Source organism: Leifsonia sp. T36S-04, from assembly GCF_042465655.1.
Classification (GTDB): domain Bacteria; phylum Actinomycetota; class Actinomycetes; order Actinomycetales; family Microbacteriaceae; genus Leifsonia.
This window is the reverse complement of the sequence record NZ_CP146286.1, coordinates 3175074-3198958: the sequence shown is the minus strand read 5'-3', so window position 1 is coordinate 3198958 and position 23885 is coordinate 3175074. Positions and strand designations below refer to the sequence as shown.

Annotated in this window: 24 protein-coding genes; 10 read left to right on the top strand and 14 right to left on the bottom strand. The window is 68.9% G+C overall.

Annotated features, from left to right (window positions below):
• The first annotated feature begins 37 nt into the window (after positions 1 to 37).
• Together hemB and hemL are read left to right on the top strand one after the other, a co-directional pair.
• On the top strand, positions 38 to 964 hold the full coding sequence (gene hemB, locus P3F85_RS15585; RefSeq protein ID WP_374010957.1) for a porphobilinogen synthase: 927 nt from the start codon (positions 38 to 40) through the stop codon (positions 962 to 964).
• Positions 961 to 2277, top strand: a complete 1317-nt coding sequence (gene hemL, locus P3F85_RS15580; protein WP_374008754.1) for a glutamate-1-semialdehyde 2,1-aminomutase — start codon at positions 961 to 963, stop codon at positions 2275 to 2277. Before hemB ends, hemL begins: the two co-directional genes overlap by 4 nt.
• 131 nt (positions 2278 to 2408) lie before the next feature.
• On the opposite strand, the gene P3F85_RS15575 is transcribed toward hemL, so the two are convergent.
• From P3F85_RS15575 to P3F85_RS15555, 5 genes are all read right to left on the bottom strand, one after another.
• Positions 2409 to 2645 (bottom strand): hypothetical protein, encoded by a 237-nt coding sequence (locus P3F85_RS15575; RefSeq protein WP_374008753.1) that lies wholly within the window; start codon positions 2643 to 2645, stop codon positions 2409 to 2411.
• Positions 2646 to 2695: 50 nt separating this feature from the next.
• A complete protein-coding gene (locus P3F85_RS15570; protein WP_374008752.1) occupies positions 2696 to 3973 on the bottom strand; it encodes a sugar ABC transporter permease in 1278 nt (425 codons plus the stop codon).
• A complete protein-coding gene (locus P3F85_RS15565) occupies positions 3970 to 4800 on the bottom strand; it encodes an ATP-binding cassette domain-containing protein (RefSeq protein ID WP_374010956.1) in 831 nt (276 codons plus the stop codon). The genes P3F85_RS15570 and P3F85_RS15565 overlap by 4 nt, the downstream gene beginning before the upstream one ends.
• Positions 4801 to 4928: 128 nt before the next feature.
• The gene (locus P3F85_RS15560; RefSeq protein WP_374008751.1) at positions 4929 to 6044 is read right to left on the bottom strand and encodes a sugar ABC transporter substrate-binding protein; all 1116 of its coding nucleotides are present in this window, start codon (positions 6042 to 6044) and stop codon (positions 4929 to 4931) included.
• Positions 6045 to 6182: 138 nt separating this feature from the next.
• Entirely contained in the window at positions 6183 to 7364 is a 1182-nt protein-coding gene (locus tag P3F85_RS15555; protein WP_374008750.1) for an ROK family protein, read from the bottom strand.
• Positions 7365 to 7471: 107 nt separating this feature from the next.
• Here P3F85_RS15555 and P3F85_RS15550 point away from each other — a divergent pair, with 107 nt between their 5' ends.
• Complete coding sequence (locus tag P3F85_RS15550; RefSeq protein ID WP_374008749.1) at positions 7472 to 7858, top strand: hypothetical protein; 387 nt, start codon at positions 7472 to 7474, stop codon at positions 7856 to 7858.
• A gap of 24 nt (positions 7859 to 7882) precedes the next feature.
• Here the strand turns inward: P3F85_RS15550 and P3F85_RS15545 are convergent, their stop codons facing one another.
• From P3F85_RS15545 to P3F85_RS15530, 4 genes are read right to left on the bottom strand one after another with little or no spacing between them, the layout of a single operon-like run.
• A complete protein-coding gene (locus P3F85_RS15545) occupies positions 7883 to 8302 on the bottom strand; it encodes a DUF1304 domain-containing protein (RefSeq protein ID WP_374008748.1) in 420 nt (139 codons plus the stop codon).
• Between the two features lie 19 nt (positions 8303 to 8321).
• On the bottom strand, positions 8322 to 8720 hold the full coding sequence (locus P3F85_RS15540) for a DUF1304 domain-containing protein (protein ID WP_374008747.1): 399 nt from the start codon (positions 8718 to 8720) through the stop codon (positions 8322 to 8324).
• Positions 8721 to 8759: 39 nt separating this feature from the next.
• Positions 8760 to 9782, bottom strand: a complete 1023-nt coding sequence (locus P3F85_RS15535; RefSeq protein WP_374008746.1) for an MDR family oxidoreductase — start codon at positions 9780 to 9782, stop codon at positions 8760 to 8762.
• A 49-nt stretch (positions 9783 to 9831) separates the two neighbouring features.
• Positions 9832 to 10608, bottom strand: a complete 777-nt coding sequence (locus tag P3F85_RS15530) for an isocitrate lyase/phosphoenolpyruvate mutase family protein (protein WP_374008745.1) — start codon at positions 10606 to 10608, stop codon at positions 9832 to 9834.
• 46 nt (positions 10609 to 10654) lie between these two features.
• Here P3F85_RS15530 and P3F85_RS15525 point away from each other — a divergent pair, with 46 nt between their 5' ends.
• Positions 10655 to 12031 carry an LssY C-terminal domain-containing protein gene (locus P3F85_RS15525; protein WP_374008744.1) on the top strand — a complete coding sequence of 459 codons (1377 nt, stop codon included), beginning with the start codon at positions 10655 to 10657 and terminating at the stop codon, positions 12029 to 12031.
• 10 nt (positions 12032 to 12041) lie between these two features.
• Here the strand turns inward: P3F85_RS15525 and P3F85_RS15520 are convergent, their stop codons facing one another.
• On the bottom strand, positions 12042 to 13628 hold the full coding sequence (locus P3F85_RS15520) for a Na+/H+ antiporter (RefSeq protein ID WP_374008743.1): 1587 nt from the start codon (positions 13626 to 13628) through the stop codon (positions 12042 to 12044).
• A gap of 95 nt (positions 13629 to 13723) precedes the next feature.
• The gene (locus tag P3F85_RS15515; RefSeq protein ID WP_374008742.1) at positions 13724 to 14611 is read right to left on the bottom strand and encodes a rhodanese-related sulfurtransferase; all 888 of its coding nucleotides are present in this window, start codon (positions 14609 to 14611) and stop codon (positions 13724 to 13726) included.
• A 148-nt stretch (positions 14612 to 14759) separates the two neighbouring features.
• On the opposite strand from P3F85_RS15515, the gene P3F85_RS15510 reads away from it, so the two are divergent.
• Together P3F85_RS15510 and P3F85_RS15505 are read left to right on the top strand one after the other, a co-directional pair.
• Positions 14760 to 15602 (top strand): polyprenol monophosphomannose synthase, encoded by an 843-nt coding sequence (locus P3F85_RS15510; protein ID WP_374008741.1) that lies wholly within the window; start codon positions 14760 to 14762, stop codon positions 15600 to 15602.
• A 9-nt stretch (positions 15603 to 15611) separates the two neighbouring features.
• Complete coding sequence (locus P3F85_RS15505) at positions 15612 to 16142, top strand: YbhB/YbcL family Raf kinase inhibitor-like protein (protein WP_374008740.1); 531 nt, start codon at positions 15612 to 15614, stop codon at positions 16140 to 16142.
• Positions 16143 to 16198: 56 nt separating this feature from the next.
• Here the strand turns inward: P3F85_RS15505 and P3F85_RS15500 are convergent, their stop codons facing one another.
• A complete protein-coding gene (locus tag P3F85_RS15500; protein WP_374008739.1) occupies positions 16199 to 16837 on the bottom strand; it encodes a LysE family translocator in 639 nt (212 codons plus the stop codon).
• Positions 16838 to 16868: 31 nt separating this feature from the next.
• Between P3F85_RS15500 and P3F85_RS15495 the strand changes: the two genes are divergently transcribed.
• From P3F85_RS15495 to P3F85_RS15485, 3 genes are read left to right on the top strand one after another with little or no spacing between them, the layout of a single operon-like run.
• On the top strand, positions 16869 to 18440 hold the full coding sequence (locus P3F85_RS15495) for an MmgE/PrpD family protein (protein WP_374008738.1): 1572 nt from the start codon (positions 16869 to 16871) through the stop codon (positions 18438 to 18440).
• A gap of 3 nt (positions 18441 to 18443) precedes the next feature.
• A complete protein-coding gene (gene prpB, locus P3F85_RS15490; protein ID WP_374008737.1) occupies positions 18444 to 19343 on the top strand; it encodes a methylisocitrate lyase in 900 nt (299 codons plus the stop codon).
• A 57-nt stretch (positions 19344 to 19400) separates the two neighbouring features.
• On the top strand, positions 19401 to 20528 hold the full coding sequence (locus P3F85_RS15485) for a bifunctional 2-methylcitrate synthase/citrate synthase (RefSeq protein ID WP_374008736.1): 1128 nt from the start codon (positions 19401 to 19403) through the stop codon (positions 20526 to 20528).
• Positions 20529 to 20548: 20 nt separating this feature from the next.
• Here P3F85_RS15485 and P3F85_RS15480 read toward each other — a convergent pair whose 3' ends face one another.
• The gene (locus tag P3F85_RS15480; protein ID WP_374008735.1) at positions 20549 to 21733 is read right to left on the bottom strand and encodes an acetyl-CoA C-acetyltransferase; all 1185 of its coding nucleotides are present in this window, start codon (positions 21731 to 21733) and stop codon (positions 20549 to 20551) included.
• A 64-nt stretch (positions 21734 to 21797) separates the two neighbouring features.
• Between P3F85_RS15480 and aspS the strand changes: the two genes are divergently transcribed.
• Positions 21798 to 23126, top strand: a complete 1329-nt coding sequence (aspS, locus tag P3F85_RS15475) for an aspartate--tRNA(Asn) ligase (protein WP_374008734.1) — start codon at positions 21798 to 21800, stop codon at positions 23124 to 23126.
• On the opposite strand, the gene P3F85_RS15470 is transcribed toward aspS, so the two are convergent.
• Entirely contained in the window at positions 23056 to 23826 is a 771-nt protein-coding gene (locus P3F85_RS15470) for a RadC family protein (protein ID WP_374008733.1), read from the bottom strand. The two genes, aspS and P3F85_RS15470, sit on opposite strands and share 71 nt — an antisense overlap.
• Between the last annotated feature and the right edge of the window lie 59 nt (positions 23827 to 23885).

Genomic DNA, 23885 nt, shown 5'->3' with positions numbered 1-23885 from the left:
CGTCATCCGCCCCCGACGGCTGCGGCAGTCCCCGGCGATGCGCCGGCTGACCGCCGAGACCCGCCTCCACCCCGCTGAGCTGATCCTCCCGCTGTTCGTGCGCGAGGGGGCCACCGAGCCTGTCCCGATCGGCTCGATGCCCGGCGTCGCGCAGCACAGTCTCGACTCGCTGAAGCGGGTCGCGAACGAGGCGGCGGAGGCCGGTGTGGGCGGGCTGATGCTGTTCGGCGTCCCCGAGATGCGCGACGCGGTGGGGTCGGCCGCGACCGACCCGAACGGCATCCTGAACGTGGCGACGCGCGTCCTCGCCGATGAGGTGGGCGACGCACTGGTCGTGCAGACCGACCTGTGCCTGGACGAGTTCACCGACCACGGGCACTGCGGCGTGCTGGATGCGGAGGGTCACGTCGACAACGACGCCACCCTCCTCCGCTACCGCGACATGGCGGTCGCCCAGGCGGAGGCCGGTTCGCAGCTGCTCGGGCTGAGCGGAATGATGGACGGCCAGGTCGCCGCCGTGCGGGAAGCGCTCGATGACGCGGGGCGGACCGACGTAGCGATCCTCGCCTACTCGGCCAAGTACGCCTCGGGCTTCTACGGCCCGTTCCGGGAGGCCGTCGACTCGCAGCTCTCCGGCGACCGCCGCGCCTATCAGCAGGATCCGGCGAACCGCCGCGAGGGACTCCGCGAGGCTCGGCTCGACCTCGACGTGGGCGCCGATGTGCTCATGGTGAAGCCCGCGCTCAGCTACCTCGACGTGCTCAGCGATGTCGCCGCGATCAGCGACGTGCCGGTCTGGGCCTACCAGGTGTCCGGAGAGTACGCGATGGTGGAGGCGGCCGCCGCGAACGGCTGGATCGACCGCGACCGCATCATCGAGGAGACCCTCGTCGGCGCCAAGCGCGCCGGGGCCGATGCGATCATGACCTACTGGGCGACCGAAGTCGCGGGGTGGCTGCGATGACCGGCATCGACCAGACGGATGTGAACCTCGCGCAGTTCGAGCGGGCTCAGCGGGTCATTCCGGGCGGCGTGAACTCGCCCGTGCGCGCCTACGGATCCGTCGGCGGCACGCCGCGCTTCCTCGTCTCGGCGCGCGGGCCGTACGTGACCGACGCCGAGGGTCGCGAGTACGTCGACCTCGTCGCCTCGTGGGGTCCGGCCATCCTGGGCCACGCCCATCCTGCCGTCGTCGAGGCGGTGCAGCGGGCGGCCGCTCGCGGCCTCTCGTTCGGTGCGTCCACTCCCGCCGAGACCGAGCTGGCCGAAGCGGTGATCGCCCGCGTCCCGTTCATCGACAAGCTCCGCCTGGTCTCCACCGGCACCGAGGCGACGATGACCGCGATCCGGCTCGCGCGTGGATTCACCGGCCGCCCGCTCCTGATCAAGTTCGCGGGGCACTACCACGGTCACTCCGATGGCCTCCTCGCCGAGGCCGGATCGGGCCTCGCGACCCTCGCCCTCCCCGGCTCGGCCGGAGTGACCGAGGCGACGGCCGCGCAGACGATCGTCCTTCCCTACAACGACCTGGACGCGGTCCGCGCGGTCTTCGAGGCGCAGGGACCCGACATCGCAGCCGTGATCACCGAGGCCGCCGCAGCCAACATGGGCGTCGTCCCGCCGGACGCCGGTTTCAACGCCGCACTGACGGACCTCGCGCACGAGTTCGGTGCGCTGCTCATCCTGGACGAGGTGCTGACCGGTTTCCGCGTCAGCGACGCGGGCTTCTGGGGTCTCGACCGCGGCTACATCCCGGATCTCGTCACCTTCGGCAAGGTCGTCGGCGGCGGGATGCCGTTGGCGGCGCTCGGCGGACGCGCGGAGCTCATGGACTTCCTGGCGCCGGCCGGCCCGGTCTACCAGGCGGGCACGCTCTCCGGGAACCCGGTCGCGGTTGCCGCGGGCCTCGCGACCCTCGCGAACGCCGACGCGACCGTCTACGAGCGCCTCGACGCGGTCGCCGCGACGCTGTCGGCCGGCGTCTCGGATTCGCTGAGTGACGCCGGAGTCGCGCATCGCGTGCAGCGTGCGGGCAACCTGTTCAGCTTCGTCTTCGGCGAGTACGCGGATGCACCGCGGAACTACGCCGAGGTGCAGCGACAGGAGGCGTTCCGCTACCGGGCGTTCTTCCACGCGATGCTCGACCAGGGCGTCTCGCTGCCGCCGAGCGTGTTCGAGGGCTGGTTCGTCACGGCCGCGCACGACGACGCCGCGGTCTCCCGCATCCTCGACGCCCTCCCCGCCGCCGCCCGCGCCGCCGCCGCGGCGACTCCCTAACCCCCTCTCCGCCCCCCTCCCCGCCCCCTCCCCGCCCGTCTTCTCCGTCGAAGTGCACGTAGTGGTCGCTAAATCACGCGGATAGCCGCCACAACGTGCACCTCAACCGACCGCATCGCGGCGCGGGACGCTTACGCGTCGGGGGCGGCAGGCTCGCGCGAGAGGGACTCGACGTAGGTGTAGGTGGCCGAGGCGGGCCAGCCGTCGGCATCCAGCAGCGCGTACACGTCGAAGTTCAGCGAGCCTCCGCCTCCCGCGGCCCGGCGCAGGGTGCGGGGCGGCGCATCCGACGACGCCCGGACCGTCACCGTCTGCGGTTCCGCGCCGGAACGGAGAAGGCGGGCGCGGAAGGTGGTGGTGCGGGTCATCCCACCACTCTCCCACGCCCGCCCTGTGCCAGACAGGCGGGACCGCGTCCCTAGGCTTGGCCGTGCGACTCGCGGGAGCGCCGCGAGAGCGAGTCGATGATGACTGCCAGCAGTAGCACCGCGCCGGTGATCATGAACCGGTACGACGAGTCCAGGTTGAGGAGGGTCAGGCCGTTCGAGATCGACTGGATCACCAGGATGCCGAGCAGCGCCGACCACGCCGATCCGCGTCCACCGAACAGGCTGGTCCCGCCGATGACCGCCGCAGCGATCGCGTTCAGGTTCGTGTCCGTGCCGCCGGAGCCGGCGCCGACCGAGGCGAGGCGGGCCGCGGCGAGCAGGCCGCCGACCGCAGCGAACGTCGAGCACAGGATGAACACGCTGATGAACACCCGGTTCACCCGGATGCCCGATCGGCGGGCCGCCTCGACCGAACCGCCGACGGCGAACACCGAGCGTCCCCACCGGGTGCGCGTGAGCAGGAAGTTCATCACGATCACGAGCACCACGAAGAACAGGAACATCGCCCCGGTGCCACGGTCGGTCGACAGGTACCAGACGCTGATCGCGAGACCGACCAGCAGCAGCAGCGCCTTGACCGCGACTACCGCCATCGAGCCTTCCGACAGTCCCGCCTTGCGGCGACGCACGTTGCGGCGCCAGTCGGAGAGGAACATCCCGCCGGCGGCGATCACGGCCAGAGCGTAGGCCGCCCACGGCGGCAGGAACCACTGCTGGGCGAACTTCACGATCCAGGAGTCGTACGGGATGTTGATCGAGCTGTTCGCACCGAGGATCCACAACTGCAGACCGAGGAACCCGAGCAGGCCGGCCAGGGTGATCACGAAGCTCGGCACCCCGAACCGGGTGAACAGGAATCCATAGAGCAGGCCGATCAGCGAGCCGGCCAGGATCGCGACGATCACGGTGAGCCACAGCGGCCAGTGGAGCTGGGTGAAGCCGACACCGAGGATCGCTGCGGCGACGCCGCTGACAGAGCCGACGGACAGGTCGATCTGGCCGAGCAGCAGCACCAGGACGATGCCGATCGAGATCGTGCCGATCGCCGCGCACTGCAAGGTCAGGTTGACCAGGTTGTTCGCGCTGAGGAAGTTCGGGTTGAGGATCTGGAACACGACCCAGATCACTGCGAGCCCGATGACGACGGGGAGCGAGCCCAGGTCGCCGCCGCGCACTCGGCGCCCGAAGGCGCGCGCTGCGCCCGCGAGTCCCTCTTCGCGGATGAGCCGCTCGTCCTGGAGGTCGGCGGCCAGCTCGGCGGGCGTCTCCGTCGTCGCGGATGCCGGCGTTCGTGCTGCGTTTGTCATGCTTCCGGGCTCCGTTCGATGGATTCTTCGGCCTCCATGAGCCGCTCGGCGCGACGGACGACGACGTTGTCCGTGGCTCCGGTGATGGCGGAGATGATCTCCTCGTAGCTGACCTCCGGCACGCGGAAGTCACCGTTGTTGCGTCCGAGCCGCAGCACCGCGACCCGGTCGGCGACCGCCTGCACGTCGGCCATGTTGTGGCTGATCAGCAGCACCCCGAGTCCGCGCTCGCGCAGGCGCTCGATCAGGTTGAGCACCTCGGCCGTCTGCGCGACACCGAGGGCGGCGGTCGGCTCGTCGAGGATGACGACGCGCGGGTCGCCGATGAGCGAGCGGGCGATCGCGACCGTCTGGCGCTGGCCGCCGGACAGCGATGCGACGGCGATGCGGACGGAGGGGATGCGCGCCGACAGCTGGCGCAGCAGGCTCCACGACCGCTTCTCCATCTCCTCCTCGTCGAGCGTGCCCTTGCTGATCTCGCGGCCCAGGAACAGGTTCGAGACCACGTCGAGGTTGTCGCACAGCGCGAGGTCCTGGAACACGGTCGCGATGCCGAGTTCGCGCGAGGCGGCGGGGGTCGGGATGCTCACATCCTGACCGTCGAACTCGATCGTCCCCGAGTCCTGCGGGTGGACCCCGGCCAGGATCTTGACGAGCGTCGACTTTCCGGCGCCGTTGTCGCCGACGAGGGCGACGACCTCACCGGGGTAGACGTCGAGGTGGATGTCGGTGAGCGCTTGGACGGCGCCGAACCCCTTCGAGACCCCGCGGAGCGAGAGGACGGGCCGGCGGGTCGACCGGTCCTCGTCCACGATGGCGGATTCCATGGTCACGGCGTTCTCCTTCGAGCTGTGCTCTGCATGCTTCCTGTTCTCAGGCTAGAGCGGAACCACCCGGCCCGGGATGCGCCATCCGTCTGGATGCCGCACCCCGGGCCGGGATCGTCCTTCGGTCGTTACTTGATGCCGGCTTTGTCGCAGGCTGCCTTGTAGTCGGCCGTGCAGATCTTCGACACCGAGTCGGAGCCGTAGAAGTTGTCCTTCACGACCGTGCTCTCGATGTTGTCGACCGTCACCGCGACCGGGGTCAGCAGGAACGACTGGATCGCCGCTCCGCCGGCCGTCTTGACCGTGGTGTCGCCCTTCGGCTTGTCGCCCTTGGTGAGCGAGACCGCGAGCTCGGCCGCCTTCTCCGCCTCCGGCTGGAGGGCCTTGTAGACGGTCATGTACTGGTCGCCTGCGAGGATGCGCTGGATGCCCGCGAGCTCGGCGTCCTGACCGGTGACCGGCGGGAGCGGGCTGACGTTGGCCGCCTTCATTGCCGCGATCGCACCGCCGCCGGTGCCGTCGTTGGCCGCGTAGACGCCCTTGATCTGGTCCTTGAACTGCGTGACCTGGCCGGCCACCCAGTCCTGAGCCTTTGCGGGGTCCCATCCGGGGGTGTCGAACTCGGCGAGCACCTTGTAGCCGCTGGAGTCGATGACGCTGTGCGCGCCCTTCTTGAACAGCGTGGCGTTGTTGTCCGTCGGGGAGCCGTTGACCATCAGGATGCCGGCGCCGGAGGGCACGTTGTCCTTCTTCAGCTTGTCGACGAGGGCCTGGCCCTGCAGCTGGCCGACCTTCTCGTTGTCGAACGAGATGTAGTAGTTGCTGTCGGGGCTGTTGATCAGGCGGTCGTAAGAGATGACGGGCACGTTCTTGGCCTTCGCCTCGCCGACGATGGAGGCTGCCGCCTCACCGTCGAACGGGTCGAGCACGAGGACCTTGACGCCCTGGGTGAGCATCGATTCCGCCTGCTGCTGCTGCTTGCTGGCGTCGCCGTCGGCGTTCGCGTAGAGGACCTTGCAGCCGGAGCACAGCTCCTTGACCTTGGCCTCGAAGAACGGCTTGTCGGCCGCCTCGTAGCGGGCGGTGACGGAGTCCGGCAGGAGGAGACCGATCTGGGCGTTGGCGGAGCCCGACGTGCTGCCGCCCGAACTGTTCCCGGACCCGTTCGAACACGCTGTGAGGGTGACGGCTGTGAGCAGGATCGCGGCCGACGCGATGACCGCTCTCTTGGTGGCGATCTTCATTGAAAAACCTCCGATTCGGGACCGCCTTCGTTGGCGGCTGGGTTGAGTGTGCCAGGTGGCGCATTTGGCGTCAAGACTTGAATTCAACGAATTGGGTAACGGTTCGTGCCCAATTGCGGGGTCACGGTGAGAGCGCGTTCAGTACGAAACGCCCTCGGACGTGATCGAGATGCAATCCACCGCGTACGCGACGGCGCCGAGGGCCGACGCGCGCGTCCCGAGCTGGCCCTGGACGATGTCCGGCATGAGGTCGGGATTGACGATGATCGAGCGCTCCACCGCGTGCCGCATCGGGCCGAGCAGCAGCTCGCCGGCGCGGGCGAGCTCCCCGCCGACGACGACCCGCTCGGGGTCGAGGAGGTTGCACAGGTTGGCGGTGGCGACGCCGATGTGGCGGCCGGCGTCCGCGATCGCCCGGATGCAGCGCGCATCCCCGGCCATCGCCTGCAGCACGACGTCGCCCAGTTTGAGGCTGCCCAGGTGGTCGCGCAGCTCCTCCAGGATGGCCGGGCCGCCGGCCAGAGCCTCCAGGCACCCGCGGTTTCCACAGCGGCAGAGCGGTCCGTTCTCCCGGATCGTGGTGTGGCCGAACTCGCCTGCCACGCCGCGATTGCCCCGGTACACCTGGCCGTTGAGGATGAGCCCGGCGCCGATCCCGTCGCCGATGTCGAGGGTGATCGTGTTGCGCTTTCCGCGGCCCGCGCCGAAGCGGGACTCGCCGAGCGCGGCGAGGTTCGCCGAGTTGTCGAGGTACACCGGTCGCTTGATCCGCCGTTCCAGGGCGTCGGCGATCACCACTCCGTCCCAGCCGCGCATGATGCCGCTGCGCGCGATCGTGCCGGTCGAACGGTCGATCGGCGCCGGCACGGCGAGCCCGACGGCGAGCAGGTCGCTGCGGCTGGCATCCACGGAATCCAGCATGTCGTTCAGGAGCAGCGAGACCTTGTCGAGCTCGTTGTCGGCGCGGTGGTCCCGGGCCAGGGGCATGTGGTTCTCGGCGACCACTGTGTGGGCGACATCGGCGAGCGCGACGCGGAGGTGGCGGGTCGAGAAGTGCACGCCGACGACGAGGCCGAGGGCGTGCGCCAGGGTGACGTGCTGGGCACGGCGTCCGGAGCGGATGCTCTGCGCGGTGTGTAGCACGCCGGAGGTCGAGAGCTCCTTGACGATGTTCGAAACCGTCGCCGCCGACAAGCCAGTCGCCCCGGCCAGTTCGACCTGCGTGAGGCCGCCGTGCTTCTTGATGGCGTCGACGATTCTGGCTCGGTTGGCTTCACGAAGTGAAGTCTGCGAGCCCGGAGTTCGTCGCTGCGTTGCCACGACGAGAAGGATACATGCCTCCGCAAGGGTCGCCACTCCGCGGGAAAGTAATGCGTTTGTGAGGTTCCTATGATCCCGCGGAGCGAGCGACTTGGCAGGATAGAGGTATGGCCGACCTTCACGTTCACCCCGACCGTCTGGAGATCCACCTCACGCGGGCGGAGAAGGTGCTGGCTGTGAAGCGCGACGACCTGGTGGTGCCGCGTGACAGCATCCGCTCGGTCGCGATCACCGAGGACCCGTGGATCTGGATCCGCGGCATCCGCGCGCCCGGCGCAGCCGTTCCCCTCACGCTCTCGCTCGGGACGTGGAAGTTCCACGGCGGCAAAGACTTCCTGCTCATCAAGGGCAAGCAACGCGCGGCGGTGGTGATCGACCTCGACGGTGAGGAGTACTCCCGCATCATCGTCTCCACGCCGCACGCGGGCCGCCTGGTCGAAGCGTTGCGGGTCGACGGGAGCGAGCTCGCCGCCGACGGCGGCACCCTCTCCTGAGGCGGCCCGGGCCGCCTCAGCGAGTCAGGGACTCTCGGCGACGACGAACAGGATGAGACCGGCCAGCGCCAGCGCGCCCTGCAGGAGCGCTGTGCCGCGGTAGCGGCGATCCGTGGTCAGCAGGACCAGCGACGCCAGGACCATGCAGATGCCGCAGAAGAAGATGAGCGCGAACCCGACCTCGCGCAGCGTCGTCCAGTAGAGCACGAGCCCGACGACGGCGCCGCCGGCCAGGAAGAGGTTGTAGAAGCCCTGGTTGTAGGCCATCGGGCGCACGGTGTCCGCCTCGCGTTGGGAGGAGAGCCCGAAGCGCCGCCACACCTTCGGCGACGACCACAGCATGCTCTCCATGGCGAAGAGGACCAGGTGGACCAGTGCTGCCGCGACGATCAGGACGCTGCCGACGAGGGCGCTCCCGACGAGCACGCTGTCAGAAGAGACCATTCCCGGAGGATACGCCCGCTCAGCGCTCCCCGTTCGCCAGGCCGATCACCAGGAGCAGGAGCCCGATGAGCGGGAGGATGCCCTGGATGAGCGCGGGCCGCAGGTAGCCGCGTCCGGTGGTCACGAGCACCACCGCTGCGGCGAGCATGCTGGCCGCCGTGAAGATGATCAGCGCGAGCCCGGCGGCGTGCTGGCCGACCGCGTAGAGCACGAGCCCGACGATGGCTCCCACGGCGAGGAACAGGTTGTAGAAGCCCTGGTTGTACGCCATCGGCCGAGTGGTCTCGGCGGCCTCCTGGCTGGCGAGACCGAACCGTCGCCACACCGTCGGCCGCGTCCACGCGACGCTCTCCATGAAGAAGATGACCACGTGGAGCGCGGCGGCGAGGGTGACCACGATGGTGGCGAGCAGGATCATGGCGTCAGCATACCGAGCGGTCCACCGGTCACCGCGGAATCACGCGCGAACGTCGACGACGATGCGACCCTGCACTCGGCCGGCCAGGATGTCGTCTGCCGCGTGGATCGTCTCGCCGAGAGTGATGAAGCGGGTCATCGCGGCGAGGGCTTCCTCGTCGAGGTCGGTGGCCAGACGCCGCCAGGCCGTCTCGCGCAACGCCGCGGGCGCCTCCACCGAGTTGATGCCGACGAGGGTGATCGCGCGCAGGATGAACGGAAGGACGGTCGCGGGGAGGTCCGGCCCCTGCGCGAGCCCGCACGCGGCGACCGTCCCGCCGTAGCGCGTCTGCGCGAGCACGGTCGCGAGCGTCTGGCTGCCGACCGAATCCACCGCCCCCGCCCAGCGCTGCGACTGCAACGGCTTGCCCGGGGCGTCGAGCTCGGACCGGTCGATGATCGCGGTCGCGCCCAGGTCCGTCAGGTAGTCGGCGGCCTCCTGCGCGCGGCCGGTGGATGCCGTAACCGGGTATCCGAGTTTCGCCAGCAGAGCGATCGCGACCGAGCCGACCCCGCCCGCCGCCCCGGTGACGAGGACACTGCTGCCGCTCTCGGCCACTTCGGTCGGATCCACGCCGTTGCGCTCGAGCGCGAGCACCGCGAGCATTGCGGTGAAGCCCGCCGTACCGATCGCAGCAGCCTGCTCGGAGGTGATCGAGTCGGGGATGCGGACGAGCGCGTCGCCGCCGACCCGGGCCTTCTCCGCGAGGCCGCCGTGATGCGACTCGCCGAGGCCCGCGCCGTTGAGCACGACCCGGTCGCCGGGCTGCCACCGGGGATCGTCGGACAGCTGCACGGTGCCGACCACGTCGATGCCGGGGATCAGCGGCGACGTGCGTGCGACTCCGGGCCGCCCTGCGATGGCGAGGCCGTCCTTGAAGTTGAGATCGGAGTACTCGACGGCGATCGTGACCTCGCCGGGCATCAGGATGGCGTCGGTCACGTTGCGCACCTCGGCTGTGTGGGCGGTGATCCTGCCGCCGTCCACCTGCTTCTCGATCACGATGGCCCGGAAGTCGCTCATGGCCTCACCCTACGCCGGGCTCCCCGGCCGCCCGCCTGGCCGCAGAGCGTCAGTTCAGAACCTCCGTGCCCTCGGGCAGGACGCCCCCGGCGTACAGCTCCAGCGCCGAGTTCCGCAGCGCCGTGAGCGCGACCCGCTGCGTCCAGGGGCCGTAGGAGACCCGGGACACGCCGAGTTGCTGCAAGCGCGCCGGCGGGAGCGACCCGGGCACCGCGATGACGCTGAGTCTGCGCTCGCCGAGGCCGCCGACCAGCCGCTCTACGGTGCGCTCGTCCAGCTTGCCGGGAACGAAGACGGTGGTGGCGCCCGCATCGAGGAACGCGCGACCTCGCCGGACGGCCTCCTCGATCTTCGCGTCGTCGTCCCGGTCAGGGCTGCGCAGGAAGACATCGGTCCGGGCGTTGAGCGCGAACGGGACTCCCTCGGCATCGGCGGCCCCGACAGCCGCCCGCACTGCGGCGACGGCATCGTCGAAGGGCCGCAGCTGGTCCTCGAGGTTGGCGCCGACCGCCCCGACTCCGATGGCGCGGCGGATCGTCTCGCCGGCGTCGCCGTACCCGGCCTCCAGGTCGGCGCTGACCGGCAGTTCCGTCGCGGCGACGATGCGGCCCACCATGTCGAGCATGAGTTCGAGGGGGATGTGCTCGCCGTCCTCGTACCCGAAGGTGGCGGCGATCGAGTGGCTGGCCGTGGCCAGCGCGCGGGTCTCCGGGAGGTCGCTGATCACGCGGGCGCTGACCGCGTCCCAGACGTTGACGACCTGCAGCAGTTCGGTGGCCTCGTGCAGCCGGCGGAGTTCGGCGCCGCGCGCCTGGATGCTGTTCATGGCCCCACCCTACGGTCAGGCGCCCGCTGCACCCTAGGATGGCGCCATGGCCCGCACGGGGGAGCCGCAGGAGGTGCCGAAGAGCCGCTCGGCAGCGCGCCGTCGCGCCTCCCGCAGCACCGTGGTGGACTACTTCTTCTTTGTATTCGGCGGGATCGCCGCGGTCTGGCTGGCCTGGTTGGTGCTCACGGAGAGCTTCGAGTGGGGCTGGTTCCTCATCCTCTTCTTCGTGGTGTTCTGGGTGCTGCTGGCGTACCTCGTGCTTCCCCGGTTGCACCGCATCCTCACCGAGATCTACGTTCCCGACTACTTCATCGGACGGGCTCGCACCAGCGACGGGCTGCTCGGCGACCCGATCAACCTGGCCCTGCTCGGTTCGGAGGCGCAGCTCGACGACGCGATGCGGCAGGCCGGGTGGACGCGCGCCGACGACGTGACGTTGCGGTCGAGCGGGCGCATCATCGGGTCGACCCTGCTCCGGCGGAGCTACGATGAGGCGCCGGTGAGCCCGCTCTTCCTGTTCGGACGGCAACAGGATGTGGCCTACCAGCAGGAGGTCAAGGGCAATCCCGCGAAGCGGCATCACGTGCGCTTCTGGCGCTGCCCGGACGGCTGGCTCCTGCCGGGCGGACGCCGTGTCGATTGGCTGGCGGCAGGAACCTTCGACCGATCCGTCGGGTTCTCGCTGTTCACGCTCCAGATCACCCACAAGATCGACGCGAACACCGATATCGAGCGGGATCACATCGTCACCACGCTGCTGGATGCGGACGTCGGCGTCGAGGTGACGGTGATCCGCGACTTCTCCACCGGCTATCACGCACGGAACGGCGGCGGCGACACGATCGAGACGGACGGCGACCTACCGGTGGTGGACCTGACGCGGGTCGTGGTGGATGCGGCGGGTGTGCTGGTCGCCGCCGACGCGGATGCTCGTCGTGCAGCCGCGGCTCAGCGGCGCCCGGTGCCGACGACCCTCGGCGTGCTGCTGATGGTGCTCCGGGTGGCGGCCGGTGTGGGGTACATCGCGCTGAACCTGCTCGACTGGCAGCGCTTCGTCGGCTCGGAACTGGGAGCGGCGACCGTGACGCCGGACGAGCGGTCGGCGACGAGCCTCGTCCTCGGCATCGCGATGGGCGTCTTCGCGGCCGGCCTGGTGCTGTATTTCCTGCTGGCGCTGCTGGTGTATTTCGGAAGCAACTGGGCCCGCATCGCGGCCATGTCGTACAGCGCTCTGATCATCATCGTCTCGGCCATCGACTTCTTCAACGGAGGTCCGCAGGTGTCGTTGAAGAACAACCTCTTGGGCCTCGCGCTCGACATCCTGGTGCTGCTCGCCCTCTCGTCGAAGCGGTCGCGACTCTGGGCCCGTCGCCCGGTCGCCGAGCGCCGCCGCAGCCGAGTCGCCGTCGCGGTCACCTGAGCGGCTGCGGTCACATGAGCGACTTCTTCCCGTCGGTGCCGCCCGCCTTGAGCGCCGACTCCTCGGCGTCGAGGAATGCCAGCACGGACCGCACCGCCAGCTCCTGGTAGCGCCCTTCGGCTCGTGCCTCCAGCACGGCCTGGCGTTCCGCGACGATCATCGTCCGGCGCAGCCGCCGATATTCGAGCGGGAGATCGGGTTCGTCGTCGCCGGTCGGGTTCTCCAGGGCATCGGAGAGGAACAGCGCATTGATCCTGAGCCGTTCGATCACCCGCTCGTCCTCGTCGCCGGTCACCTGCGACTCCAGGTGCTCGAGTCCCGCGGACTGGGCCTCCGCGAGAAGGCGCTGCATCTCGCTGGCCTCCTGCGCGAAGTCGGGTGGCGGCAGCTTGAGTTTGCGGATGACCCACGGGAGGGCGAGCCCTTCCAGCAGCGTCCCGACGACGACCACGAACGCGAGGAACTGGAGGAACTCGCGGTGCGGCGTCGACTCGGGCAGCAGGAACACAGCGGCCAGCGTGACCACGCCCCGGATGCCCGCGAACGAGACCGCGATCCCGGTCGGCCACGTCCACCCCCGCTCGCGCAGTCGCTGGGGTCCGTACCGGTAGAGCGTGGTGGTGCCGAGCATCCAGACGAATCGGGCCAGGAAGATCGCGAGCAGGACGACGATACTGATGACGATCGTCTGGGGAATGGTGATGCCCGACGTGAAGGCCGCCGTCAGGATGGAGCGCAGCTCCAGCCCGATGAAGAGGAAGACCGCGTTCTCCAGCAGGAAGCTGATGGTGCGCCAGTTGATCGTCTCGGCGATGCGGGCCTCAGCCGTCTGGATGGTGGGGGAGCGGTAGCCGAGGTACAGGCCGGCGACGACCACCGCCAGCACGCCGGAGCCGTGAAAGAGCTGGGACGGGATGAACGCGAGGTACGGCGTCACGAGCGCGAGCGAGGTATCGAGGACCGGGGATCGCAACTGCTTGCGGATGGTTGCGAGCAGAAGGCCGACGACCAGGCCCACGCCGATGCCGACGACGACCGCGAGCACGAAGTCGCCGCCGATGGCCCACGGATTCACGACGCTCACGATGGCTGCGATGCTCGCGTTCAGGGCCACCAGCGCGGTCGCGTCATTGAGCAGGCTCTCGCCCTGGAGCACGGTCACGAGCCGTCGCGGAAGGCCCGCGCGACCAGCGATGGCTTGCACCGCGACCGTGTCCGTCGGGGCGACCACGGCGCCGAAGGCGAAGGCCGCCGCCAGCGTGATGGCGGGCACGACGAGGAAGGTAGCGAACCCGACGACGACCACGGTGAACGCCACCAGGCCGACCGACAGCAGCAGGATGCCGTCGCGCCTGGCGCGCACATCGACGATGGACGTCTGGATGGCCGCGGCGAACAGCAGCGGGGGGAGCAGTCCGAAGAGCACCACCTCCGGCTCCAGCGCGACCGCGGGAACTCCCGGGACGAAGGAGGCGGCCGCCCCGACGAAGACGAGCACGACCGGAGCCGACCAGCCCACCCTGCGGGAGAGGCCCGTGACCGTGACCGTGACGACGACGAACGACACGATCCAGACGATTGTGGTGACCGGATCCATGATGTTCATGATGGCGGCAACGCGGGAGGGCCAACAAGATTTCCGTCGAACGGTGGAAAAGCTGTTCGCCGTCGGCGATGTGGACGAATCGGCCGTCAGGCGGCGTGGGCTGCGCAGCGAGCGGTGTCGCACCCCTCGCACACCACGAGCTGCTCGCGGCAGGCGGGATCGGCGCAATTGCGCATCCTGCTGGTGGCCTCGCCGCACGTGGTGCAGCGACCGATGACGGCGGCATGGTCGCTGAAGTCCGTCGAGCCTCGCTCGTCGAAGACGTAGAGCGACCCTTCCCACAGACCGTCGTCGCCGAACGCCTCGCCGTAACGGACGATCCCGCCGTCGAGCTGGTAGACCTCCTCGAATCCCCGCGACAGCATCAGCGAAGAGAGGACCTCGCACCGGATGCCGCCGGTGCAGTACGTCACGACAGGTCGCCCTTTGAGATGGTCGTAGGCGCCGCTGTCGAGGGCATCGACGAACTCCCGGGTGTTCGCGACATCGGGGATGACCGCGTCCCGGAACCGCCCGATCGCCGCTTCGAAACGATTGCGTCCGTCGAAGAACACCAGGTCGTCGCGCTGCTGGACGAGTGCGTGCAGGCCCTCCGGGTCGAGGCGCGCGCCGCCGCCCACGACTCCGCCGGCGTCGACGACCAGCTCCTCAGGAGCTCCGAACGACACGATCTCGTCACGGACCTTCACTGAGAGGCGGGGAAAGTCGAGGCTCGCGTTGTCCGCATCAAGTCCGGAACCCTCGCTCCATTTCACGTCGAGAGCTCGGAAGGCCGAGTACTCCTTCGTGACCCTGAGATAGCGCTTGACCGCATCCAGTTCGCCCCCGAGCGTGCCGTTGATCCCGTGCGGCGAGAGGACGATCCGGCCGCGCAGATTCAGTCGTTCGCACAGTTCACGCTGCCATAGCCGGAGGGCGTCCGGGTCGGACAGCGGCGCGAAGACATAGAACAGGATCACTTTCGGCACGGCCACCGCCTCATCGTAGGCGAGGGTTCCCGGAGCGCGGCGATCGTAGGATCGTTGACCTGTGAGCGCCGGAAGGCTCGTTCGCCTTCCGTTCAGACTGGTAGGACAGTCTCGATGAGGTCCGCGGGCCGCGCCCTCGACAGAAAGGCGGGCCGTGCGAACCCTGGTCATCATCCCCACCTACAACGAGCGCGAAAACGTCGGCTCCATCGTCGGTCGCGTGCGTGCGTCGGTGCCGGACGCCGAGGTCCTGATCGTCGACGACGGTTCGCCCGACGGGACCGGTGAACTCGCGGACGCGCTCGCCGCGACGGATGCCAGCGTTCACGTGATGCACCGCGCGGGCAAGGACGGGCTCGGCGCCGCCTATCGCGCCGGGATGAGCTGGGCCCTGGAGTCGGGTTATTCGGCGATCGTCGAGATGGATGCCGACGGGTCCCACCAGCCGGAGCAGCTCCCTCGGCTGCTTGCCGCGCTCCGGGGCGATGCGACCGCGATGGATGATGCGGCCACGCTGGATGACGGAACAGTGACCGACGGCGCCGTGCCGAACGCCGGAAGCGGCAGCGCCGACGTAGTGCTGGGGTCGCGCTGGGTGGACGGGGGCGGGGTCGTCAACTGGCCGGCGCATCGTCGCCTGATCTCGCGCGGCGGGAGCGCGTACTCCCGCCTCGCGTTGGGCCTCCCGGTCCGGGATGTGACCGGCGGCTACCGCGCGTTCACTGCCGACGCCTTGCGGAAGCTGCACTACGAGCGCACCGAGAGCCAGGGCTACTGCTTCCAGATCGACATGACCCGCCGCGCGTACGCTGCGGGCCTGGATCTGGTGGAAGTTCCCATCACCTTCGTGGAGCGGGAGCGCGGCGCTTCGAAGATGGGCGGCGGCATCGTCGTGGAGGCCATGCTCCGCGTCACGCTGTGGGGTCTGGCCGGTCTGCCGCGGCGCTTCCGTAAGCGCCCGCAGCCGCAGGCCGTAGAGCCGATGACGCAGGCGTAGCCTGGCGATATGGCAGTCGATCCCCTGGAGCGCTTCGGCGCAGTTCCCGCATTCACCCTGACCAGCGCCGACGTCGAGGGGGGCCGCCCGCTCGCCCGGGCGCACTGGGGCTCCGGCGGAGGTGGCGGCGACATCTCTCCGCAACTGTCGTGGTCCGGCTTTCCGGCGGACACCAAGAGTTTCGCCGTGACCATCCACGACCCGGATGCACCGACCGGGTCTGGGTTCTGGCACTGGGCCGTCTACAACATCCCGGCCTCGGTCACAGAACTCGCTTCGAACGCGGGCGCTGAGGGCGGAGCCAACCTCCCGCAGGGCGCGGCCATGCTCTCCAACGAACTCAGGTCGAAGAGCTTCACCGGCGCCGGACCTCCTCCCGGGACGGGCACGCACCACTACAACGTCGTCGTGCACGCACTGGATGTGGAACGGCTCGACCTCGACCCGGAGGCGACGCCCGCCGTCCTCGGCTTCAACGCGCACTTCCACACGCTCGCGCGCGCGGTGCTGACTCCGGTTGCGACGGCCGGCGACATCTGACCCGAGCCGCACCGCCTTCCGGTCAGTGCTTGACGGCGGTCAGTGCTTGACGCCGGTCAGTGCTTGACGCCGGTCAGCGCGAGCACCCCACCCAGACCGATCATCAGCACGCCGCCCGTCGCGCCGAGCCGTTCGACGCGTTTGGGCGAGCGCCCGAACCACTGGCGGGCGGTCCCGGCCGCGAGCGCCCAGATGCTGTCGAAGATGAGCGCCAGGACGAGGAACACCAACCCGAGCTCGAACAGCTGGAGGGGGATCGCGCCCGCGTGATAGTCGACGAACTGCGGGAGCACGGCGACGAAGAAGACGAGTGATTTGGGGTTCGTGAGCCCGACGACGAATCCTTCGCTCAGGATGCGCCAGCGCGAGCGCCGGGGCGGCGTCGCCTCGTGCGTCACGGCTGTGTGCCTGCGGTGCCGGATGGCTTGGATGCCCAGGTACACGAGGTAGGCAGCTCCGACGAACTTCACGACCGTGAACAGCACGAGGGACTGCGCGACGATCGCGCCGATCCCCAGCGCCACGGCGATGACGAGCGGCAGCATCCCGAGGGCGTTCCCCACCACGCTGAGAAGGCCGCCGAGTCGCCCCAGAGCGAGCGACCGGCCGATGACGAAAAGCACGCTCGGCCCCGGGATGACGATCAGCGCGAGCGAGGCGAGTGCGAACGCCAGCAGGGAGGGACCGGGAACCATGTGCCGAGCGTAGGGGAGGTAGGTTCGTTACGTGAAGCTCCACAACGTACGTGTGCACCGCAGCGAGGAGAATCTGGCGCGCAAGGACCAGCTCGCCTGGAAGATCGCCGAGGTGGCGACCGATCCGGTTGAGGTCAACGCAGAGGTCACCGAGATGGTGGTCAATCGTGTGATCGACAACGCCGCCGTGGCGGCGGCCTCCCTGACGCGGCGGCCCGTCGTCTCCGCGCGATCTCAGGCGCTCGCGCACCCGATCCCTTCTCGCCAACTGGCGGAACTCACCGAGTCGTCGGAGTATCCTCAGGATGGCTCTACCGTGTTCGGCGAGTGGCCGTCGACCCGTGTATCGCCGGAGTGGGCGGCGTGGGCCAACGGGGTCGCCGTTCGCGAACTCGATTATCACGACACGTTCCTCGCGGCGGAGTACTCGCACCCCGGCGACAACATCCCTCCGATCACGGCTGTGGCCCAGCATGCGGCTCGCGCCTACGGCCTGACCGGCACGGACCTGGTGCGTGGGATCGCGACCGGCTACGAGATCCAGATCGACCTCGCGCGGGCGATCAGCCTGCACCGCCACAAGATCGACCATGTTGCGCACCTCGGCCCTTCGGCCGCGGCGGGCATCGGCACGCTCTTGCGCCTTCCCGCCGAGACGATCTTCCAGGCGGTGGGCCAGGCGCTGCACACCACCACCGCCACCAGGCAGTCCCGCAAGGGTGAGATCTCGAGTTGGAAGGCGCACGCCCCTGCCTTCGCCGGCAAGATGGCGGTCGAGGCCGTCGACCGGGCACTGCGCGGAGAGACGAGTCCCACTCCGATCTACGAGGGTGAGGACGGGGTGATCGCCTGGCTCCTCGACGGACCGGACGCCTCGTACGACGTCCCCCTCCCCGAGCGAGGCGAGGCGAAGCGAGCGATCCTCGATTCGTACACGAAGGAGCATTCCGCGGAGTACCAGGCGCAGGCCTGGATCGACCTGGCGCGCAAGCTCCATCGCGAGCACCCCGAGGTCGCAGACCCCTCCCGTGTCGAGAGCATCGTCATCCACACGTCGCACCACACGCATTACGTCATCGGCTCGGGCGCCAAGGACCCGCAGAAGTACGACCCGACCGCATCCCGGGAGACGCTGGACCACAGCATCCCGTACATCTTCACCGTCGCCCTGCAGGATGGCGGTTGGCACCACGTCGATTCCTACTTGCCATCGCGCGCAGCGCGCCCGGAGACGGTGGAGCTGTGGGGCAAGGTGACGACGACCGAAGACCCGGAGTGGACCCGCCGCTATCACTCGACCGACCCGGCCGAGAAGGCGTTCGGCGGTCGGGTCGTCATCCGGATGGCCGATGGACATGTGATCGAGGAGGAGATCGCTGTCGCCGATGCGCACCCGCTCGGCGCCCGTCCTTTCTCGCGGGACGACTACGTGGCGAAGTTCCGCACCCTGGCCGGCAGCGTCCTGGAGCGCGACGAGATCGAACGGTTCCTCGACGTGGCGCAGCGACTCCCGGAACTCACCTCCGCCGAGCTCAGCGGCCTCACCATCACCGCCCGGCCCGGGCTGCTCGCGGCCACCCCTGCTCCGAGAGGACTGTTCTGACCCATGCTGTATTCGACCATTCCGGCGCACGAGAAGCGCGCCGCGTTCCGCGCTCGGCTCGCCTCCGGCGAACTGGTCCGGATGCCGGGAGCGTTCAACCCGCTGAGCGCCCGCCTCATCGAGCGCAAAGGCTTCGAGGGCGTCTATATCTCCGGAGCCGTCCTGTCGGCTGAGCTGGGCCTTCCTGACATCGGACTCACCACCCAGACGGAAGTCGCCGCACGGTCGGCTCAGATCGCGCGCATGACCGACTTGCCCGCGCTGGTGGACGCGGACACCGGCTTCGGCGAGCCGATGAACGTCGCCAGGACGGTGCAGGCCCTCGAGGATGCCGGTGTCGCCGGGCTGCACATCGAGGACCAGGTCAACCCCAAGCGCTGCGGGCACCTCGACGGGAAGCAGGTCGTTGACGAGGACACTGCTCTCAAGCGGATCCGCTCGGCGGCGGACGCGCGCCGCGACTCCAACCTGCTCATCATGGCCCGGACGGACATCCGCGCCGTGGAGGGCCTCCCGTCGGCGATCGACCGCGCCAAGGCACTCGTCGAGGCGGGCGCGGACGCCATCTTCCCGGAAGCCATGACCGACCTGTCCGAGTTCGAGGCGGTGCGAGCGGCCGTGGACGTGCCGATCCTTGCCAACATGACCGAGTTCGGCAAGAGCGACCTGTTCACGGTCGACCAGCTGCGCGACGTCGGTGTCAACATCGTCATCTGGCCGGTGTCCTTGCTGCGCCTGGCGATGGGTGCTGCGGAGCGCGGACTCGACCAGCTCCTCGCCCAGGGAACCTTGGAGCCGATGCTGGGCGACATGCAACATCGCGCCGATCTTTACGACCTGATTGACTACGAGGGTTACAACGCGTTCGACACCTCGGTGTACAACTTCGAGGTGCGCCGCTAGCGACCGCCCCCTGCGGGCCGTCGGCGCGGCGTCCCCGTCAGCAGCGAAGGAGCTCAGATGACCGACCCCGAGATCCACAAGGGCCTCGCCGGTGTCGTCGTCGACACGACGACGATCTCTTCGGTGAACCCGCAGACCAACTCCTTGCTGTACCGCGGCTACCCGGTGCAGGAGCTGGCGCGGCACTGTTCGTTCGAAGAGGTCGCCTATCTGCTGTGGCATGGCGAACTGCCGACCGACGACGAGCTCGTCGCCTTCGAATCGCTGGAGCGCTCCCTCCGGCGCCTGGACGACCGCACCCGCCGAGCACTCGATGATGTGCCCGCTTCGGCACACCCCATGGATGCGCTTCGCACGGCGGTGAGCCAGCTCGGTGGTCTCGATGCCACGCTGCAGCAGACCGACGGCATCCTGGACCGGGAACTCAACGAGGGCCGTGCCATCTACCTGCTGGCGCAGCTGCCGACGATCGTCGCCTACATCCAGCGTCGGAAGCGCGGGCTCGAACCCGTGGAACCCCGGGATGACCTGGACTACTCCCGCAACTTCCTGTGGCTGACGTTCGGCGAGGTGCCGGATGACGTCGTGGTCGACGCCTTCCGGGTGTCGCTCGTCCTCTATGCTGAGCACTCGTTCAATGCGTCGACGTTCACCGCCCGGGTCATCGCCTCCACGCTCTCGGACGTCTACTCGGCGGTGACAGGCGCGATCGGCGCGCTGAAGGGCCCCCTTCACGGCGGCGCCAACGAAGCCGTCATGCACGCCTTCGACGAGATCGGGACCGCCGACCGCGCCGCGGAGTGGCTGGACGCGGCACTCGCGGAGAAGCGCAAGATCATGGGCTTCGGACACCGCGTGTACAAGAACGGCGATTCGCGTGTTCCGACGATGAGGGAGTCGCTGGTCGTCCTCGCCGAGCACTACGACCGCCAGGATCTGCTCGACCTCTACAACGCGCTCGAGAGCGCGATGGCCGAACGCAAGAACATCAAGCCGAACCTCGACTACCCGTCGGGGCCCGCATACAACCTCATGGGCTTCGACACCGAGACGTTCACGCCCCTCTTCGCGGCCGCCCGGGTTGCCGGCTGGACCGCTCACATTTTCGAGCAGTACGCGGCCAACTCCCTCATCCGCCCGCTCTCGCAGTACACCGGTCCGGCCGAGCGCCACCTGGAGCGCTAGGAGGGCGCCCCGGACGGGGTTCAGCGGTAGAGCAGCAGAGCGTCGCCTTGTCCGCCGCCGCCGCACAATGCGACAGCAGCGCGACCGGAGCCCCGTCGCGCCAGCTCGTGGGCGGCGTGACCGGCGAGCCGGGCGCCCGACGCGCCGATCGGATGACCCAGCGCGATCGCTCCACCGTGGATGTTGACCTTCGCGGGGTCGAGTCCCAGGTCGGACATCGACTGCAGCGCAACTGCGGCGAATGCCTCGTTGATCTCGATCACATCCAGTTCGGAAACGCTCCAACCCGCCCGCTTCAGAGCGGCATCGATCGCTCGTGACGGCTGCGAGTGGAGGGAGTTGTCCGGCCCGGCCACCTGCCCGCTTGCTCCGACGAGTGCGAGCCACTCGAGACCAAGTCGCTCGGCGTTCTCGCGACTGGTCAGCACCAGTGCGGCGGCGCCGTCGCTCAGCGGCGACGAGTTGCCGGCCGTGAGCGTGCCCTCCTTCGCGAAGCTCGGACGGAGTCCGGCAAGGGTCTCCGCAGTCGAGTCGGGCCGCACGCCCTCGTCCGTCCGCACGACCACGGGGTCGCCTTTGCGCTGTGGGATGCTGACCGGCGCGATCTCGTCGTCGAACACGCCGTTGGTCGCCGCCGCCCCCGCTCGCTGGTGCGAGCGCGCGGCGAACTCGTCCTGCGCTTCGCGCCTCAGGCCGAGCTTCTCCGTGTACCGCTCGGTCGACGCTCCCATCGACTCGCCGTCGAACGCGTCGGTCAATCCGTCGTGGGCGGCCGAGTCGAGCGCTTGGATGGAGCCGTAGTTCCAGCCCAGGCGCGACCCCGGAAGGATGTGCGGCGCATTGGTCATCGACTCCTGGCCACCGGCCACGACCACAGTGGCTTCGCCAGTCCGGATCAGCCGGGCGGCATCGATCACGGCCGCCAGCCCCGACAGGCACACTTTGTTGATCGTCGTGGCAGGCACGTCCCAGCCGATTCCCGCGCCGATCGCTGTCTGACGAGCAGGGTTCTGGCCCGCTCCGGCTTGGAGCACTTGGCCGAACAACACCGTGTCCACCGCGTCTGCATCCAGCCCCGACCGTTCCAGGGCCCTCTGCACCGCCACCGTCCCGAGCTGAACGGCGCTGAGCGCTGCCAGCGAGCCCTTGATCTTGCCCAGCGGGGTGCGGGCGGCGGACAGGATGACGACGTCGTCGGAACTCATGGGCTACTCCTTCGTGCCTGGTCCCTCCATTCTCACACCTGGGGCACGGGTAGGCTTGGGGCTCGTGACAGCACGCGCTTTGATCAAAGACCTCGCCGCCCTCCCCGACGGCCCCGTGAGCGTCGCCGGATGGGTCGAGACCGTCCGCGACCAGAAGAAGGTGCAGTTCGTCGTGCTGCGCGATGAGTCGGGAGCCGTTCAACTGGTGAACCCGCGGACCGTGGGAGAAGACGGGGTCGTCGTCGCCGACGAGCCGGCCGTCACCATTTCTGGTCTCTCCCAGGGCACGTTCGTCCGGGCGACCGGCGAGTTGAAGCATGACGAGCGCGTCAAGCTCGGCGGAATCGAGATCCGGCTGACGTCGCTCGAGGTCGAGACCGCGGCCATTCCCGAGACCCCCATCGCGGCCGACAGCGGCATCGACAAGCGCATGGACTGGCGCTTCCTCGACCTGCGCGAGCCACGGCACAACCTGATCTTCCGCGTGCAGACGACGTTCGAGCACGCCCTCCGCCAGTACTGGGTCGACAACGGGTTCGTCGAGATCCACACGCCCAAGCTCATGGCCTCTGCTTCCGAGTCGCGCGCCGAGCTGTTCGAGCTGCCGTACTTCGAGACGACCGCGTACCTCGCGCAGAGTCCCCAGATCTTCAAGCAGATGGCCCAGGCAGCCGGCTTCGGCCGTGTCTTCGAGATCGGTCCGGCGTTCCGCGCAGATCCCAGCTTCACCAGCCGTCACGCCACCGAGTTCACCAGCGTCGACAGCGAGATCAGCTGGATCGACAGTCACGAAGACGTCATGAAGGTGCACGAGGACCTCCTCGTCGCGGGCTTCACCGCGGTGAAAGAAAAGCACGGTGAAGAGATCGAGCGGCTCTTCGGGGTCGAGGTGACGGTCCCGTCGACTCCGTTCCCCCGCATCCCGCTCGCGGAGGCGAAGCGCATCGTCGCGGAGCGCGGATACGAGATCCCGCGCGACGACGACGACATGGACCCGGAGGGCGAGCGCCAGATCTCCGCGTACGTGAAGGAGACCTTCGGGCATGAGTTCGTCTTCCTGACCGACTACGCCTCCAGCATCCGGCCCTACTACCACATGCGTCATCCCGAGGACCCGTCGATCACGCGCAGCTACGACCTCATTTTCAACGGCGTCGAGATCTCCACGGGCGCGCAGCGCGAGCACCGGGTCGACATCCTCGAGCAGCAGGCGGCCGAGAAGGGCTTGTCGGTCGAGGAGCTCGAAGACGTCCTCGCGTTCTTCCGCTACGGCATCCCGCCGCACGGAGGGTTCGGCATGGGGCTCGCTCGTGTGCTGATGCTCATGCTGCACCTCTCGAACCTGCGCGAGACGACGTACCTCTTCCGCGGACCGACGCGCCTGACGCCGTAGTCCCCGAACCTCCAGAGCTCCCGGCGGGCAGGGCAGTCCAGCTGTCGCCCGCGACGAGGACGTGCCCCAGGAACCGGATTCCCAGGGTTGCAGCCGACTGATCGAGCCGGCGGGTGAGCATGAGATCGGCGACGGACGCATCGAGCACTCCCGAGGGATGGTTGTGGGCGACGGCGAACGACCGGCCGCCACGGGTGAGCACGGCCTGCAGGACGTCGGCGGGCTGCACGGTCGTCTCATCCACGCCGCCGTCGCGCATGAGCACGAGCTCGATCGGTCGCGCTGCCCGATCGGCCACGATGACGAGGAAGCGTTCGCTGTCGCGATGGAGCAGTTCGGGCCGGACCACGTCGGCGATCGCCTTGTGATCGACGAGCCGGGTCCACGCCGAAGACGCTCCGGCCCGCCGCCAGATCTCGGTGATCGCCACCAGCCGGCCGGCGGTCGCCGGTCCGACCCCGGGCAGGCGCTCCAACCGGGCGAAATCCATCGTCGCGAGGCCCGGGAAGCCTCCGGTCCGCCGCAGGACCGATCGGGCCAGAGCGAGAACGCTGCGCCCGGTCTGACCGGAGCCCAGCACGAGCGCCAGCACCTCGTCGTCCGTAAGCGATCCGATGCCGAGCCGGCGCATCCGTTCGCGCGGTCGGTCATGGTTCGGGATGTTCGCAAGAGCCTCACCCTCTTCTTCCTCGTCGGCCATGGCTCGACGCTACGAAGTTGGCGAACGTGTGAGTTGTCGAAGGCAAAAATGTGTGGATA